Origin of the sequence: Trichocoleus sp. FACHB-90, from assembly GCF_014695505.1 — a bacterium.
In the GTDB taxonomy this organism is placed as follows: domain Bacteria; phylum Cyanobacteriota; class Cyanobacteriia; order Cyanobacteriales; family FACHB-T130; genus Funiculus; species Funiculus sociatus.
Genome location: NZ_JACJOK010000100.1, coordinates 1 through 17,474, shown reverse-complemented (window position 1 = coordinate 17,474; position 17,474 = coordinate 1). Strand labels below are relative to the sequence as shown.

At 45.9% G+C, this 17,474-nt stretch carries 15 protein-coding genes and 1 pseudogene; 1 reads left to right on the top strand and 15 read right to left on the bottom strand.

What is annotated here, in order from left to right; all coding sequences use genetic code 11:
• Nucleotides 1–248 precede the first annotated feature (248 nt).
• Nucleotides 249–971, top strand: coding sequence for a hypothetical protein (locus H6F74_RS28175; RefSeq protein WP_199301711.1), 723 nt, complete (start codon nt 249–251; stop codon nt 969–971).
• A 3-nt stretch (nt 972–974) separates the two neighbouring features.
• Here the strand turns inward: H6F74_RS28175 and H6F74_RS28170 are convergent, their stop codons facing one another.
• The 15 genes and pseudogenes from H6F74_RS28170 to H6F74_RS28100 form a co-directional block, all read right to left on the bottom strand.
• Nucleotides 975–1,310: a DUF192 domain-containing protein gene (locus tag H6F74_RS28170; RefSeq protein ID WP_190445407.1), complete on the bottom strand. Its 336-nt coding sequence runs from the start codon at nt 1,308–1,310 to the stop codon at nt 975–977.
• 172 nt (nt 1,311–1,482) lie between these two features.
• Entirely contained in the window at nt 1,483–3,120 is a 1,638-nt protein-coding gene (locus tag H6F74_RS28165; RefSeq protein WP_190445406.1) for an ATP-binding protein, read from the bottom strand.
• Nucleotides 3,121–3,125: 5 nt separating this feature from the next.
• Nucleotides 3,126–4,466, bottom strand: coding sequence for a hypothetical protein (locus H6F74_RS28160; RefSeq protein WP_190445405.1), 1,341 nt, complete (start codon nt 4,464–4,466; stop codon nt 3,126–3,128).
• Nucleotides 4,441–4,854 (bottom strand): hypothetical protein, encoded by a 414-nt coding sequence (locus H6F74_RS28155; protein ID WP_190445404.1) that lies wholly within the window; start codon nt 4,852–4,854, stop codon nt 4,441–4,443. The genes H6F74_RS28160 and H6F74_RS28155 overlap by 26 nt, the downstream gene beginning before the upstream one ends.
• 16 nt (nt 4,855–4,870) lie before the next feature.
• The gene (locus H6F74_RS28150; protein WP_190445403.1) at nt 4,871–6,472 is read right to left on the bottom strand and encodes a hypothetical protein; all 1,602 of its coding nucleotides are present in this window, start codon (nt 6,470–6,472) and stop codon (nt 4,871–4,873) included.
• 13 nt (nt 6,473–6,485) lie between these two features.
• Complete coding sequence (locus tag H6F74_RS28145; protein WP_190445402.1) at nt 6,486–6,809, bottom strand: hypothetical protein; 324 nt, start codon at nt 6,807–6,809, stop codon at nt 6,486–6,488.
• 11 nt (nt 6,810–6,820) lie between these two features.
• Complete coding sequence (locus H6F74_RS28140) at nt 6,821–8,674, bottom strand: type IV secretion system DNA-binding domain-containing protein (protein WP_190445401.1); 1,854 nt, start codon at nt 8,672–8,674, stop codon at nt 6,821–6,823.
• A complete protein-coding gene (locus H6F74_RS28135) occupies nt 8,674–9,237 on the bottom strand; it encodes a hypothetical protein (protein WP_190445400.1) in 564 nt (187 codons plus the stop codon). Before H6F74_RS28135 ends, H6F74_RS28140 begins: the two co-directional genes overlap by 1 nt.
• A gap of 11 nt (nt 9,238–9,248) precedes the next feature.
• Nucleotides 9,249–11,126 (bottom strand): hypothetical protein, encoded by a 1,878-nt coding sequence (locus tag H6F74_RS28130; protein WP_199301709.1) that lies wholly within the window; start codon nt 11,124–11,126, stop codon nt 9,249–9,251.
• Nucleotides 11,127–11,167: 41 nt separating this feature from the next.
• Nucleotides 11,168–12,022, bottom strand: a complete 855-nt coding sequence (locus H6F74_RS28125; protein WP_190445399.1) for a hypothetical protein — start codon at nt 12,020–12,022, stop codon at nt 11,168–11,170.
• Nucleotides 12,023–12,025: 3 nt separating this feature from the next.
• Entirely contained in the window at nt 12,026–13,945 is a 1,920-nt protein-coding gene (locus H6F74_RS28120; protein ID WP_190445398.1) for a TrbI/VirB10 family protein, read from the bottom strand.
• Entirely contained in the window at nt 13,945–14,754 is an 810-nt protein-coding gene (locus H6F74_RS28115; RefSeq protein ID WP_199301708.1) for a hypothetical protein, read from the bottom strand. Before H6F74_RS28115 ends, H6F74_RS28120 begins: the two co-directional genes overlap by 1 nt.
• A gap of 14 nt (nt 14,755–14,768) precedes the next feature.
• Nucleotides 14,769–15,818 carry a hypothetical protein gene (locus tag H6F74_RS28110; protein WP_206756372.1) on the bottom strand — a complete coding sequence of 350 codons (1,050 nt, stop codon included), beginning with the start codon at nt 15,816–15,818 and terminating at the stop codon, nt 14,769–14,771.
• 16 nt (nt 15,819–15,834) lie between these two features.
• Nucleotides 15,835–16,569 (bottom strand): hypothetical protein, encoded by a 735-nt coding sequence (locus H6F74_RS28105; RefSeq protein WP_190445397.1) that lies wholly within the window; start codon nt 16,567–16,569, stop codon nt 15,835–15,837.
• 22 nt (nt 16,570–16,591) lie between these two features.
• Nucleotides 16,592–17,362, bottom strand: a pseudogene (locus H6F74_RS28100) (hypothetical protein); the annotation flags it as partial.
• Nucleotides 17,363–17,474: the final 112 nt, after the last annotated feature.

Below are 17,474 nucleotides of genomic sequence, written 5' to 3'. Positions count from 1 at the left end.
ATTATTTAGTTCAACAACTAAAACGTCCGGACATTCCCATGTTTATCGTTTAAGTTTTTGGGTACTTGGCGAGAGTGCAAGCGCCATTGCTTGTGACAGTTGCGTAAGTCCTGATAACGAATCTATTCCCGGAAGTTGCTAATTATGAAATATCACAAAGCACTCCAACACCGCTAGTCAAATTAGCTCGTTGGCGGTACAAACAGTTCTCTTGGGCTGCTTACCAACTTCCAAATGGAGAGCTTGTAATGAGCGAACGCCAAATATCTCTAACAACGGGACAACCTAAAAAATATGTCAAGGCTTTTTTTGAGTTAAATAGACTAACTAGCATAGCCGTACAACTACCCAACCGCAAAAAAATCGTTGTCTATCCCCTATCCGCGTCTGTTGTAACCTACTGCCAACATCTGTTAAATAATAACCAAATACCACAGCGATTCAGCCAAATAGAATGGGAAAATCTAATAGAATCCTTGGAGCACCCAGAAGAACAAACCTACAGCCAGTTATCACTAACAGAAGCAACTCACAAAAATGAAAAAACTCCTGTTCTAGCCAAAGCCGTAGTCTTAAAAATACAGGATGGGCTACAGCTAGAAGTGCTGATATTACCTAATAAAGAATATCGCATCAGCTTTTTGGCAGGATTAACTATCATAGGACTTTTCCCTAACTGGCTGATACAACTCCCTAACTGCGCCAATAAACTAGAGAGATTGAAGAAAAGAGGATACTCTGGATTATCAAAACAATGCAGCATTCAGACCTCAGAAGGGTCAAAAATAGTAGAAAGCCTCAGCCTTGATGATTGGCTAACGATATGGGAGTTTTTTGCCTGTCGCGGCAACGGTAAAGCCGCAGCTATTCTCAAAGCATGTGCCAAAGAAAATATTCCTCAACAAATTGAAACAGCCACAAAACCTTACTCGATACAAGAACGCAGGCTTCGCTCAAAGGCTATGGCATAAACATCAAACCTCCCGCGACGGTAAGGGCTGAATAACCAGCGGCTTGCCTATAAATAAGCCCAAAGAACTTGCCTCACCAGCCGACAGCTCAACAACGGAATCTACCATGATATCCGTCTCATACAAAGGACAAGGATTCGCCTGACAAGCAGGTACTCTGTGGGCGATCGCGATCGCTTGCCCGTCCCGCACAAAAACCACATCCAAGGGCATCTCCAAATTTTTTATCCAGAACTTCACTGGGCGCGGCGGCTGCACGGGAAACAACACTCCCTTCGCCGAAGGCAGAGAACGGCGATACATGAGTCCCCTAGCCTGCTGGGATGGAGTCTGAGCCATTTCTAGCATTACCGTCTGCTGACCTACAACCAACTTAGCCCCCGCTGGCAAGAACTGAGGTTGTCTTGAAGCTTGGGCGATCGCAATACCTCCCTACGAGCAAAGCAAGAGGGATGCACCCAGTAGAACACCCAGCCTATCCAACCATCTAAGCGATTCTCGGTTCTTCAATTCATTGGTCATTTGACAGCTCTCCCCAGAAGCTAGTAATTGGCGGAGCATAGATACTGTTGTCCTCGCTTGACGCTGGACGACATATATAACGAGCCTCATTCTCAATCGCTATTACCCGATCGGGGTCACGAACGTACAATGGGGTAATGGCTTCCCGCTGCTCCAAAATTTCCTTCATACCAATTTGAACCGGACGCCCCTCATGAAAAAGTTTCCGTGCTGCCTTTTCAACAATTCTTTGTAGCTCGGCACCTGTGCAATTAACTGTTTTAGCGAGCGTTATCTTCCACTCCGATTGGGTCAAAGGCCCATCCCCATGCTTGTAGCGCTCATCAAACCGCGACGCATGGAGAGACAAAATCTGCTTGCGCTCAACTGCCTGGGGGAACCCAACGTAAAAAATCTCATCAAATCGACCCACCCTAGTCAACTCTGGAGGGAGTGCTTTTAACCGATTTAGTGTAGCAACCACAAAGGTAATAGACTGCTTCTCCTGTAGCCAGGTCAGCAGTAACCCAAGCAACGCTCTTGAACTTGCATCTTCTCCAGTATTAGAAGAAGCCGCGAACAATTTATCGAATTCATCAAAATAAACTACCGCTGGGGCGCAGGCTTCTACCCGGTCTATCAAACGCTTTAAGTAAGCAGCACCTTCGCTAGAAACTGCCCCCACATCCACACTGATTAGCGGAAATCCCAGTTCTCTCGCGCTCACCTTAGCTGCCAGTGTCTTACCCGTGCCGGGTGGACCCACAAGCAACCAGCCTTTGGGAAGAGGGATATTAGATTCTCGTGCCTTTGGAGAATAGTCTGACTTGACCTCTTTGAGTGCTTCTTTTAGCCGATCCAACCCACCAAAATCCGGAACATTGGGTTTACCAATAAACTCTAAACCGTACCCCCGCAAGCGCTCAACTTTATAGTCCAATAAAAACTGCTTTAACAACGTCTCATTGCCATCATTCCGATTGACACCTAAACGCAGCCCAATCTTAATTTCTTCAAACGTCAGACCCGAAGCTGCAACAGAAAGTGAATCTATATCAAACTCAGTGTTCCAGGCAGATAACTGAGCCAGTGTCGGCAGAAATCTAGATAAAAAACAGTTAAGTTCCTTTAAAGTCGGAAGTGGTTTCCAAACTTCAGGAATAATACCAGCCAACCCTGCTGCTAACTCAACACCATCCGTGCCAAGCAGAAGCAAATACTTTTGTTTATAACTTACCTTAAATTCATAAAAAATATTGACTAGCTGAGAACTAAGTTTTTGTGCAGATTCGCGAGATAAACTATCCGATGTTGATGTCAGAACCATCAAAGACTGCAAGTTTTCTACCACAAATACTCCATTTATGTCATAATCGACGATAAAGTCGAGAACCTGAAGATAATCAATTCCAGGCAAATCAAACGTATCGCAGATAGGATTTGATTGAATATAACAAGCGTCCCCAGAGTGCTTAAGTTGCTTGAACTTCCTCTGACCCAAATTCCACAAAAATACAGGCAGATTCCTGGGAGCAGCAAAATTACGATCGATCCACCCTAAGGTGGCAGCACGTTCAAGTAGTTGCGATTGAACTGAAACAACCCGCGACCAAGAATCAGTTAATAATCCCAACTCCTGCAATTTCATCAGCTCTACTCCAAAGCCATTGATAACTGTTTTTTACTACCAGATAGATCCGGGGCAAACTGATCCCAGTGCTTGTAACCCGCATCAGGAAATAACTCTTCAATTCCCAAACGCTTTAACTTCTCCTGAGTTTTAACAAAATCAGGATAGTTGCTTCTATCAAAGTCCTCATCTTTTGACAAAACCTTATATCCCCAAGCGGTTTCCTTAAACCGCATTAGCAGTTTATCCTCTTGCCCCGTCTTATAGATTTCATAAGCATTCCGACCAACAGAGCGAATAGTATAACCCACGCCTCTAGCATTTTTGTAGTCTTTTTCAGCTTCGCTAGAAGGCGATTTTAACAATTCATTTTGATAATATTTGAACAACTTACTGGCAATAGAGGCTACCTGCTGCTCCCGCAAAGTTGACTTAACCGATTCAAGATGGGAACTAACAGTACCCAGTAACTCTTCAGATTTAGAACGAACCTCGGTCAAGGAAAATTGAAGTTCTCGCCCCTTTTCAACAGCTTTATCAGAAACTTCTTTCACCCCAGCAGTCGTTTGGTTTACCCAGTCAGTTACCAGTTGTTTTGTATTAGAAACAGGCAATGCTTCGGTCAAACGAGCCACTACCGCCAAAACACCAAAAGCCTGAGACTTTTGTTCAGATACCTGCTGGTTTTGTTGCTCCAAATTTTGACGATAACCGTCATCTGGCACCACAGCCGCCTCACGAAGCTGCGAAGCTAAATGCCTTCGCTCTGAAACTAACGGCTCACTTTCAGGTAACTGGGAAGCTTCCCAAAAAGCGGCATCATGCTCCAAGTGAGCTAAGGCTTGCGCTGGTGTCAGAGAAACCTCTTTCACCAACCCCAACAAGGAACGCGATCGCTCAGTAAGAAAACTTAAATCCGCTGGCTGTGTCTTCTCTTCACTTGCAACTTCAACCTGAGCAAACATTTGGGGAGTCACCTGAGCCGTCAAACCAATTTCCGGTTGATTAATGCTGGCAGGTTTGGGTTCGGATTCGAGTTGTACTGATTCAATCTGAGGCTGAAGCACATCATTAACAGAAACAACACCATCCCGCTCCTGACGAAAAACAGTATTACCATCAACAAGTATGGCTATAGCGGGGCGCTTGTTTGAGTAATTCTGCTCAATGACGGGTGACGCTGGCTGGCGCACAGCATCAATCAAAGTAGCAAGACGCTCCTCATTAAGCTCTTGTCGCTCCTCACCGGATGCCATCTGCCCATAGACTATTCGCCCACTTGTTCCCATCTGAATCCGAACCGGAGTACCTTTGGGAGCAAGTGTCTTTATAAATTCATCAACACGGCGACTTAAGAGGGCCATCACTTACTCTCCTCTCCTGTACCAAATGCAGAGCAGAACCTAACAATCCCAAACCAACCAACCAATCAGCCACTTCAGCAATCCGGTTAACAATAACCTCCCCCCCTTTGACCACAAAAAGCGCCATCTGTCCATCAAACTTTATTTCCCAAAATGGGGGGTCGTAATTAGGTCGGCATGGACGTATATAAACAGGTTCTCCACACACAGTACGCACATAGGGCAAATCATCTAATAGAAGTTCCACCACCGTTGGGCGATAACCAGCTTTGTAAGATGGCAGCGATCGCGCCTTAACTACGGACGCAGCAATCTCTGGCTCAAAGCGCAAAATCTCCTTCGCTTCTGGTGAAATATTCAAAGTGCAAATACTACTGTTAGCAGGCATTACTTTCGTCTCCCACTTAAGTTCTTTCCCAATTCACGCCGACTTTCTGCCTCTGCGTTGCCCTTGAATTAGCACTACGTTCACCCTTCAAAATCGGCAACGTCTGTTCAAAATAAGTCAAATCGCGATCGCTCATCCGGGAAAACATTTTTCCCTGAACTTTGACATGCAACGTACCCCGCTCATCTTTGGCATCAATTCTCACGTTCCCGTCCGGCGTTGCCGTCCATCTATAGGCAAACTTGCCATCCACCTGCACTTTTGAACCAGTTTCTTTTGCATATTCAACCAAGGCATTAGTAATTGCATTAACACGGGTTAGATATTCTGTTTCTCGTCCTCCCACAGGTGCCAAGCCACCACTAGGCTGCTCGCCCATAGACTGCTGCTTCTGGAGCTGTATGAGATCCCGATATTGAGAAGGAGATAGCTGCACGCTTTCTCTGTCCACACGAACTCCCATTGAAGTTGAATGAAACTGCATCAAAGACTTCGCTCCAGACTTATCCATGAGGGTATAGGAGCGCCCCCGGCGCTGGATGGTATAGTTTTCTGCCTGATACACTCGACCTTCAGGAGGCACTTGAGAATGAAACAGTTTCTTGAGTGCCAGTGCCGCAGAATGATCTTGCGATCGCTCCTGCCAGGTAGCCCACGCCTGACTTATTGCTCTCCCAGGCTTTTGCCACCAAGCAGGCTCCAAAGGCTGTGCCACACGCTGGCGAACCAAATCCTTAAGAATCTGCCTCTGTTGCAATTGTGCCAACTGGAACTCAGAGTGCATCCCCTCTAAAGCCTGCCGCTGCTGTTGCTGTTCCTTTTGTAAAGAAGCTCGTATTTGAGACAGCTGCTGCTTTTCTAGCTGCAAAGCAGAGATCATCTCAGCCAATTGAGAAGAGATCAGCTGTTTGGTTTCACCCTCTGGCAATTTGGCAACAGAAGCAGCTACTCTAGCTAACCCCCCCTCACGTTCTGTTGAAGTTTTAGATACTGAAGACGGTGGAGTCGGGGCAGGAGATACACTTCGTCCATTCGATGGTGGAGGCGGTGGAGATGGAGCATCGAAATCTCTACTAACTGCTACTTCTTGTGAATTAGATACAATTTGCTGTTCTGGTTTTAGAACCGGAATATCTGAAGAGTGCGTTGAAACTTCTTCTAAAAATTGTTGCAGCCATTCTTCTTTATAAAAACTAAAACTATCCTCTTCTAAAGGCTCCAACCCTACTTGCTCTTGCAAAGCTACCGGCTCTGCTACACGGGCTTTTTCTAATAAGCCATTAACAACGACTTTCCCGGTCTCATCAGACTGCAAAACAATCTGACCATCCACTTCAACAATCTTAGAAACAGCCCCTTCAACTACCCCTCCAACTGGAGTAGATTTTAATCGCTCTAATTGACCAATTAATTTAGGTGTAAGTTCATATCGAAACTCATTGTCTACCTGACCGCAAACAACTCTATCTGCGTCAATGACCCGAATGTCTGACTGATTCTCATTTCGCCTCGAAGTTTTTTGTTGATTGACCAACTCTCGCAACAAAGTATCAACAATCTGTTGATACTGGTGTTGTAAAGACGCTGCATCACCCTGAGAAACTGTAAAAATAGACATCTCACACCACCTGTTATAAACAAGACAAAATAGCGGAAGACGCTGACATTAAAATAAGCCGATTTAAGACAACTTCACTGTCTACATAAAATAAACCTAACTCCCAATCCAAATACCAAGCTATAAACTCAGAGGGGTGTTCCTTCAGCCTCTGTGTTTCATAGCAAATACCCCAAGCTATACCACCCAGTAAACCCTGCTGATCGAATATCTCAATGACAGAGGCAGAGTAATCCAAGTCAAAAGGCGACTTCGTGAGAGCTTGCTCAACGTTCTTTTCCCACTGGGGATATTTTGACAAAACACTACAGACCCGATCTGGTAACTGCTCTAACACAAAAAAACCTCTTAGAAAACTGTACTCAGTTCTTCAATCGTTGGAGCAGTCGGTGCATCTAGCTCCGCTGGAAATAACCTCTCAGCCAACGCTCTACGCTCCTCAAACTGCTTGGTTCGCTCTTCGTCAGTAACGCCAAAACAATTTGATTGAATCAAACGAGACCGAATTAGATCCCATTTCTTTTCTGACCAAGTCTGCTCATCGATATCAGACTGGGGAACCTTGACAGATTGAAATAGAGGAATATAAGCTTCGCTAGAGCGAACATAAGCCGGGTTAATAATCACCGCTTTGCCAGTAGCCATTTTGACAAACTGCGCTGGCTCCAGAAGAAACCGCTTTTGATTTTGCTCGTTAAATGACCTAGTTGCACCCCCCTTGCCAGTGCTTCTAGATTTAGACTGAAAGTTAATTTCCTGCTCGCCCAGGTAATCAGCAAACAACTTCGCTGAAGCCGGATCTTGTGGGTTGAAAATAAACTTAGTTGCCACGCCTCCTAAAATTGCCTGAGCTAGTTCCTTACCATAAGCTTTCTCTAACTGGCTGACATTTTGAAAGCCCAAAATTCCACAAAAACCGTCTTCTCGGTTCTCGTTGAGCCAATTTACTAAAGCTGGCAAATACAAAGTAGGCAACTCATCCAGTGCCACTATCAAAGGGTCCTTACGGGGAACCGTCCGCGATACATTCCGAGACACTACCATGTGTAAAATGGCAGCCAGCAGCGGCCCTACAATGTCTCGATTATTGCGGTCTAGCCCAAAGATAATCAACTGCTTGCCATCTAAATCTAGGGGTAAGGTAGTCTTGCCACAGAACGCCCCCACAAAATCTTTTTTAAGGAAGCGTTGAAAAATTCTTTGAGCCGTACCAATAATAGATGCTACGGTTTTATCAGAATCTTTCACGCTAATCAGTTGAGAAAGCGGTCGGGTTGTCCAAATTTTTAGCTGACCCCTAGATGCTACCTCAAGACGCTGGGGCAACCGATCCAAGCTCAATATGGCTTGAGCCATCATCAGGTCACAGTATTTATCGTCGCCAGTGAGAGTTTTAATCGCTTTAGTCACCAGCAAGATGCCTTCAATTAAGCTATCGCCAGCCTCCTCGAAAAACTTGTCACTACTGGCATTACCACCAGCACGGTCAAAATTGCGGTTGATCACAGAGGACAACTGGCCTGCTGCGATCGCATCCTCTTCATCCTTCAACAAATCAAGCGGATTGCAAATCTCGCTTTCAGGGAATCCAGGCGCAAACACCCGCACTGTGTAGCCCCGCTTCATGGCATAAGCTACAGCTCGTTTAGTTTGAGCCGGATACTTAAAGTCATACAGGCACATTGGAAAGCCCTGGTCTAAGCCTGAGCGGATGAGCGGATCGATGACTGAGAAGGTTTTTCCCGAACCTGCCGCACCGATGGCAGCAATTCCCCGCTGGGCATCTGGAACATACAGAGTAGGCTCGCTATGTAAAAACTTACCCAGGTGCTTCTGCCAGACGGGTGTATGTGACGGTTGAACCAACCCTAACTTAAGCCACTCCGATGCCAGCCGCTGGCGCATCTGGGATGGTGTGCCAACGTACAGGGCAACGTTGTTACGGGATACCTTCGTCATCTGCTTTTTAGCTTTTTTGGCAGCGATCGCCTTCTCCTTGCCACCACCCCAGTAACTGGTAGCAATCTTGCCTTTTTTTGCCCCTCCTCTTATTACCTGAAAAGCTACTACAGCTGCTAGACACGCTAACAATGTCAAACCGGATTGAGACTTCAACGAAGCAAGCAACTGGTTTCCAGTAGATTGCACATTCTGAGTAGGAGTTTGTGCTAACAATACCTGATTGAAAGAAATTGATTTCATCACGCACCGCCTTTAGTAACTGAAGAGTTAACTAGAGTAAATCCCCTTCCTTCATAGCAGTAACGGCTTCGAGAAACTGTCTCCTCTTCAACCTGGGGTTGAGCTATCACTAAACAGGGAAAGCCGTTGCGTGTTTGCTCACCTATAGAGAATAAAGGAGTTCCCTTTGGTAGCTTTGAATTGAGCAACAGGCTTAGAACTGACCTGCCTTCTGGAGTGTAAACCGCGTACAGACAGCCACCAGAACCACACAGATAAGGAGTGTTGAAATCTATAGCATAAAGGTCTCCAGCTCCTTTGCTCGGAACTTTCAATACCTTAATTTGATTTTGGTTCAAAGGCTTTTCTGTTTTGAAACCAAGATAATTCTGTCGTACAGCAGCCCGAACTAATGCCGAAGGCGCAACATTAACTTCTTCCCAAGAAATTAGTGACTCCTTGGGACTAAAAGCCAAAACAGAAACAAAACCAATTAAGAAGAAAAGGAAAACAACAGCAAGAATTATCTTTGACGTTACTGAAGGGAAAAAATTTAATCGGTTCAACTTCAACCATGACAGCATAACTTCACCTCCTAACACCCCAACTCTTGTAAGGCTTGTTGATAATTACTAGCTGCTCTTTCCCCATAAGTTTTCACGGTGAGCTTTCCATTCGTATCACTCACGCTTGCGTCAATCGGTATACCAGAGCCACCAAAATGCATCTGAGCCACCCGTTGAATCAAGCGATCGCCGGTAAAAGGAAGTCCTGTAGTAGGATCGATTTGCCCCCCAGCCCTATCAAGTAATTCTGTAGCATCAGAATCAAACAAAGCCTTTTGCTCGGAAGGAGGGAAATAGATAAGCATTTCCTGACCACCAATAGGAGCGCCACTATCCACTCTGGCTAGAAACTCCTTACCACCCGATTTGGCTAAAATCTGCGATCGCACATCGGGGCGGTACGACATAAACTGTTTGGTTCCCAAGCCACGACCGCAATTACCAACTCTATCGCACACATACGCACCAACAGAGTCATAATTGCCTTCAATATTGGAAACAGCTATGGAGAACGCATCCAGCACTACACCTTGCTGCTGCTTTTTGCAATCTCCAGCACCAGAAGACCGTAAAAAAGCCAAGTTAGAATTTGCAGTGTTGTTACCTTGAATCTGGAATGTTGACGATCCGAGATCGTCCTTAACACCAGTTGGAGTTGAAACAGAACTAGATGGTTGCACATCAACTGAGCCTAAGAAAATGGGGTCCATCTCCCGATAGGTCAACCAAGGCACCGGGCCAATGAAGTAAGGCGTACATCCTAGATCCACAAGCCCTGAGCGAATGCAGATGCGGAAGAATAAAGCCTGTGTCATTGTCCCTAAAGGCTCTGATATATCCCACACAACAACCTTAAAAGCGTCGCCAAAAGGGTGTCTGCCGGTCGGCTCTTTGCCACCATTGACGGAGGACAAAACACCATGACCACCCCGCACTTGTTGATACTTACCGCTAACCCACTGCGTACCCAAAATCTGAGCATTACCAGATAGCTCAACATGGGCGCACTCCTTGTCACAGCGAACATTAAACCCTTCAACATCGCTACCGGAAATTGTGCGAGAGCGCTGCTGCTCTAAGGTAGCAAAAGCAATGTCTACAATTCCCACATCTGCTCCCACGCTCGTAGCAGGTGAAGGGAATTGAGAAAAAGGCACATCCGATAACCCTGGAATTTGGTTGATATTAATCCCCTGCCAATCCTTGAAAGAACCGAGGGATGTGCTATTTAATCCTGGAATAGCATCCAGGTCATACTTCTCCAAAGGCAAAGTAGAAAATTCTAACTGACCCAAAATAGGAGATTGCTGCAAAAGCTGACTAATTGTCTGATTAGGATTAAAGTCAGTATTCAGTTGGCTTGAGAGCAAATCGAGAACTGGTTTGACCTCTTGAATGGGTAACTCCGGCAAAGTAGGAATAGCCTTTACCAAACTATCCAAGGTTTGGAGCTTCATTAGTCCAAAATCTTTTAAACTAATTGCCGACAAATCCAAGCTAGTCTTTGAAGCAATGGTCTGGAGATTAAAGTTTTGCAACTTGAAGCCATCCTGAAAGTCACCCAGCTTCGCGTACTGGTCGGGTCTCTGCCCCGCCGTCCACGAACGGGATGGATCGTAATTCAACTTATCAGCCACTTCAGGTGGGGCTTCAAAAGAACCGCTCTGTTCTATGCCTGGAAGATTGCTAAAAGTGATTTGGTTCCAGTCTGGCAACTGAGTATTTTGCCAAGGGGTTGTAGGAACGGGACTGGCAGACGAAGTAACAGCAACAGCTCGATTTCCTATTAGTTCGTTGGTTTGAAAAGGTAATCCCGAAATAAATAGTGATAGAAGAAGACCAGTTACCACCCAGTAAAAATGCCGAAATAAATGATGGTAAAACATGACTGTTATGGATTTATTCAAAACTTTTTAGCTGTGCATCTATAGCAGGATGACCGCTTAAATTAACTTTCGACGCGCACAGGCATTGACGGATTTTGGGGTTCTAACGAAGAAGGAACAGAAGGAACAGGTGCAGGCGCTGGAACTGGGTTATAGGCTCTTCCCAACTCCTCTAAACGCCTGACTAAATTTAGAGAGATTCCCGATACTCTAGCGGCTGATTCGATTTGCTCACCCGCTTTTACTATTGCTAAGAAATTCTGAATTCGCCCAAATAGTGGTTGGCTTGGTTGGACTAGGCGCTTGTGTTGGGCAACTGTTAGCCCGCGATTGAGGAGCTGCCAGTCCGTTACTGACTCAACAACTGACCTGTACCTTGTCGTGGAGGCAGTTGACGTGGGAGGCGTAACCTCAACGGTGTAGTATTGAGGGGTATTACCGCCCTTCGCCACCTGGAAGATATATACGCGGCGTCCATCTGGGCCATGAGTAATAACTGTCAGCAACGTGCTATTCGTCTTGGGCAAATTAGGAAAATCCAGCGGGTTGATGCGCCGCAAGTGCAACACAGTTGCTCCCGAAACTTGGCAGTTTTGAGATTGCTGCTGCTCACCACCCAGACCTATCAAACAACCATCCACATCCAGCGTGGCGAAAGCAGGGTTGTCAAACCAAACTTTCTCAACGGTCTCGCCAGTAGGAATAAAACTGATGTTGACCCCATATCCTGGCGATAATTCAATTCTAGGTGGTTGCCCTTGTTGCCCTGTGGCTTCACTGGTCGAAACACGCCTCACCGAAGTTGTTGATATGCTGGCATCTGCCAAGGCTGGAAGTCCAGACCCGCCATTACAACAGCTTAATCCTGTTAAACACAGAGCAGTCGCAATTTTTTCAAGTCGAAATCTAGTTTTCATAACTCAAAACTCAAACGATTGGTTGACAAACACCTGGACAGTCGTACCAGCACGGACATACCAAACATTCGGACGAGACATAATTTCTTCTAGCCCACGCTCGTTGCGCTTCAGAATTTGCTGTGTAAGCGGTGTAAAGCCACCATCCAAAACCGCACCAAGAATATTGCGGTCTCCACTGCTACTTGTGGTAGAAGAACTAAAACCATACCCATTCACTGATGTAGATGATTGAGTATCAGGCTGGGTTAAAACCTGACCTACCTTACTTGCAGCCCCAAATAAAAACGTAGTAATATCGCCTGAAGCGATCGCTGGTCCTTTATCACCCCACCTTTGAGCCATTAGCGGCTGACCATCGTTTCCGCGAATGTTGATAGACCCTGGCGGCAAGACATACTCTTGACCATCAATCACAGCCCGTGTCACATTCAGGACTGCCAGCCCTGACTGATTAACCTCGACCACAGCCGCGACAATTTGAGTGCCAGCAGGCATAGCTACAGAACCATCTTTGTCAACCAGTGGTTGTTGTAGTTGCACAATGAACTTTTCTCCCACTGCATTCTGTTGAGCAGGCTTAGTTGCAGTACTTGCCTCATCCCCTGCCCAAATCACTGGCGTTACCAACTGCCCTTGAGCCATACCCCCCACTGTCAACCGACGCACTGGTACACCACTAAGAATGCTTGCTTCTTCAGCCGGATTAATCTGAGTCGAGGCGGCTTTAGACTCAACTTGAACGAGTGTCGGTGCCGATGAGGAAGATGCGTAAGCGTTGCGCCCCGTTGGTATCGCTCCTTCCTGGGGAACCGTGACTGGCGACGGTACCGAAGTCGATGGCTTCCTATTTTCTGGGTTGAGCGGAGATGTCGGTGTCTGTAAGCTCGGCTTCTTAGCGCTTGACTCCGGGGGTAGCGCCGTAGATGGGAACGGCACACCCGATGCAACAACTCCATCAGTTGCTGATACCACCGGGATAGCGCGAGGGATTGTTACTAAAGGCGGGGCAGCATTTGCAGTTCTTATCGGCTCAGCAGAAGTAGTGCCAAGAGGATTAGTCGCGCTGGAAGCTTTTTCACTACCAACATCTCCAGTGCCATAGCTGCCAAGCCGGCTCATCGCCATCCACTGCTGCATGGGGTCTAACTGTTGTGTAGGCTCTTTTGGCGACTTAGGTTCAACCGATTTAGGAGACGTTCCTTGAGTCGGAGCAGCAGGTACTGGCTGCGACCGAACAGAAGAATTCAAAGTTGGGGTGAAAGTACGGGGGGAAGGGGGCGGCGTATATTGACGGGGAACCGCAGGCTCAGTGCGAGGAGAACGATACGTCTGCTGTACTGCGGTACGAGGAGGAGAAGAAGGCTGTGGTGCTGTTTGTTGGGTCTTAGTCTTAACCACATTTGTTTTTGGCCCCTTAGACTTCTCTAAACCTTTAATCTGGTCTTCTTGTCTTCCTATCGCCACCTGAGTCTTGAGTTTGCCTGTTTCTTGGGATGAAGGTAAATCAGAAGGAGTTGCTTGAGGAGTTGGCGATATTGCCACAGAAGGAGCCGATTGGGGCTTCGACCCCATAACGGCATTTAAAAACAGACCTCCACCCCCAAAAATGATTAGAAGCGCCAAACCAACTGCTCCACCTTTAGCAAAAGGATTGCCAGAAAACCTGGGCTGAGTTTTTCCTTGAATTGGATAGTCAAACAATTCAGCTTGAGAAACAGTACCCGAAGGAAGCTTTGTTTCCTCAATTCTTTCCTCCTCTAAAAAGATTTCCGAGGGAATTTCTGGAGTATCATCAAAATCTACTAACTCAGCCAGTTTGGCATTATCCCATTCATCAAAATTGAATTCTTGAGTACCCCCGTTTATCACATCTAGCGGATCATAAACTATATTGCCGTTTGATTTATTTTCTCCATCCATCACAAGTTCTCCTGAATTAAATCGCGGATAGCGTAAATTTCTAAGCCGCTGGAACGTACCTGATAAATAATGGCTGCTACCCCAGCTTGCTCGCGCTCGAATTCAGGAGCCTCGACTGCTTGAACAAATATTTCTTTGTTGAAGGGAATAACCTCACCCAGATTATTGCCCTTATCAAATACCATCAAGTTAGCAACCATCCTAACTTTCCACTTACCCTCGGCAATTTTCTGAGGAGATTGAATCTCCAAAGGCACTAAAGCTACTTGGGTATTCCCTGAGAAAACCCCATTGGGAGTAAGTTCAGCTAGCTTTTGCAAAAATTCCTTACGAAAATCTTCACTTATAGCAAAACCTGCCTGCCATGCAGCAGTTGTCACTTTCCCTCTACCACCCACTGAACGAATATCCACTCCTGGATCTAGTACAGGTTTAGTTGCTTCTTCAATGGATGTTGGCGGCTTTGTTCCTGACCAATTCATCATCAGTATCATGGTGTCAACAACAAATTTTGATACCACCTGGGGAGTACGTTCTTTGTTGCCTAGAGGAGCCACTGCAATCGCTTTCCCTGTATCTAGCTGCACCAGGGAAGGGGGAGCTTTCTGTGATAATTGAGAGTAAGCACCGTACAACAATACCAAACCAAAACAAGTTAATAAATGCAACCCAAAAGTACCAAGAGCAAACAAACCTAAACCATCGCTTTTCGAGAACCTAGTTTGTTTACGTTCAAGAAATCGCAACCGCTTTTCTTCAGCGGAAGGGGATGTGGATGAAGGTGTTTGTTCATCTAAATAATTCATCATAACTTTCCTAAAATTTATTTAAAGGCACGCGGCACAACTGAATTAAGTCCAAAAGTTGCAATTGAAGACAAGCTATTAAAAACAGCCATGCCTCCACCTGCTGCTAGTACCAGCGACAGAATGGGTGCTAACAGTCCAGTCGCAAAAGCAAAAATCATCGAATCAGCATTTCCAGCATTAATTACAAGAGTGGCAACCAATCCACAAATAATGTTGAAACAAAGCTTAACCATTGCCACGGAAAAAAAACCGACTAGCCAAGCAAAAATGGCTTTTTGGCCAACGGGAAGAAGCGAACCACCAACGGCTAATGGACCCAAAAGACCAGTCAGAAGCAAAGAAATTTCCACGAGCCATTGGAAAGCGATTCCAAAAGCAATCAACCATCCTCTAACTGCTACGGCAAATACAGTAGTAGTAGCATTTTCAATTTGTTTTACAGGATTTAGAGCATCAAAGGGATTTTGCTCCCCACCGCTAGACTGTCCCCCAACAGAGCTAGCTATATCAGCCGCTTGACGAGTCGCATTTTGAACGCATTCATTCTGTTGCTGTGGGTCAGCAAGGGTTGCACATTGACTCAAAATAGAACGAGCTGCGTCTTGCCCTCCAACTTGACCCATTACTTGTTGATACGCTTCTTGAAGTTGCAGAGAACCAGAAGTAGAAGTCAGAATTTGCTGATTAACCTGATTAATGATGCCCCTAAGCTGGATGGTACAAGCAGATAAAAATGTTGCTTGATTAGCCAGCAAGACAATCACTAAAATAGGCCAAATAATTTCAGTAAAAGCTTGGGGGTTATCTCCTTCAATCATTGCTTTGAACCACTGCACCATAAATAAGAGCAGAGTGCCAACAGCAAAGAAAACCCCCATCTGCGCGATCGCAGCATACAAACCGCCACGTAGCACGTCATCCCAAAGCCGATCCATTGCCGCACTAATTGCTTCGCTAGCGGCGGCTCCATCAGCCGCAATACTAGAAGCTTGTCCGCGAGCGCCAGGAGTCGCCTGAGCAATAATTAATGCGCTCAAATTAAAGAACAACGGAAATGACGGCATAGGTGACATCTACTCCTTAGAACAATTTGGCTTGAGCTGCTGTTCTGAATGTGTCAAATCCCGCACCAACCAGTTCGCTGTTTCTCGCTTGATTTTGACCATCCAACGAGCGGGAGATATTGGTCAGATTGAGATTTGTCAACTCCTGACGTTGAGCTGACTGCAACGAATCAGCCCTTAAAGCTCCAAGCACTGCCCCAGTTTGAGCATTTTGCAGAGCAATTTGCTTCATGACATTCTGGGTGACAACTTCGCCTTGAGCCGCTTGTGCTTGTTGCTGAACTAGACCAACAGAGTTCTGAGTCTCAAGGGCTTGCTGCTTTATCTGCTCCTGACCCTCTTCCCCTAATGTGGAATCAACAGCAGCCCTGGTAATCTGACGATCCACTTCGTTGGTAGCTCGTTCAGTTGGGTTTACCAAGTTGTCAGAGGAAGTTGCAACTTTTTCAACTCCAATGCGAGATTTAGTTGGATCGGGTAAGCCCAACACTCCTGCCGCGTCGCCAAGAGCTGCATCTATGTCTCTACCCAAAGTCTCGGACAGTGGCTTTAATTTAGAAGCCACTATCTGGTCGAGATAGGAGTGTAAAGAACCCAACTGATGGTTTAGCTGCTCAAACACCTGTGCTAAAGGATTGCCACCTTGCTCGTGAACCGTCACAGCACCGGCTGGAGTAGAAATCGCCCCAATCAGAACGAGCGCGATCGCGCCGTTTGCCACCACAAACTTGACTGTTTTAACTGTCTTCATAAAATTCCTCAATTCTTACGTTTTAAGAAGCACGAATGCTGGCAATCAGCTCTTTTGAAAATTCAGCAATAGCAACCAACTTGTCCTTATCGGGATGGCGGCGTAAAGCTGCACTCCGAGCTGCTTGTTCTTGCGGGTTGTTAGCAACCGTCGCCAGCAGGTTGTAGCTTGGATAGAAACGGCAATAGGAGAATATGCCGTTTTCATCTAACAACCATTGAGAGTAAATACCCTCTTTTTTAGGAAAAAAACTTTCTGTAGCATTGCGACCAATAATCTCTCGTGGATACTTCAAAATTTCAACAAAGCTGTCAACTGCGGTTGGTTGAATTCGACCAATCAACCGGGTTGTTAAGTTCTGAAAAATTTTTGACGCCGATGGAGACGTATTGATAGTATCGGGGTCTTGTGCAGAAAGAATGACCCTAATCCCCGCTTTCGCACCGTTAGCACATAACCTGCCGACGAGAGCGGCAATTGAATCGTACTCAAACAAAATGGGGCTTTCATCGATAAAGAAAATGCTAGCCGGAGCAGCTAATGCTCTCCTTAAAGCTGCCGAATAAGCCGAAAGTGAAAGAATCGCAGCATCTTCATCATTGGAGAGGTTTCTCAGTGCAAAAACCAATAAACGTGCATCGCTCCTGAAGGTAGAAGGCAAGGAAATAGCCTTTCCTACTCGCGACGAAAGCCAAAATCGCAGACGTAATTTAACTTGTTCTAAACCCGATTTGATATCCCCAGAAATTGCGTCAAGACGCAATCTTTCTATTGAGCAAAAGCTCAAAAAATCGGCTCTACCGAACATGGTATGTAAAATAAACTGAAATTAGCTGGCAAAATGCCAAGTCAGAAAACTTCTTAATTTGAAATTGTTGAAGTTTCTAAACCCATAACCTCTTCGT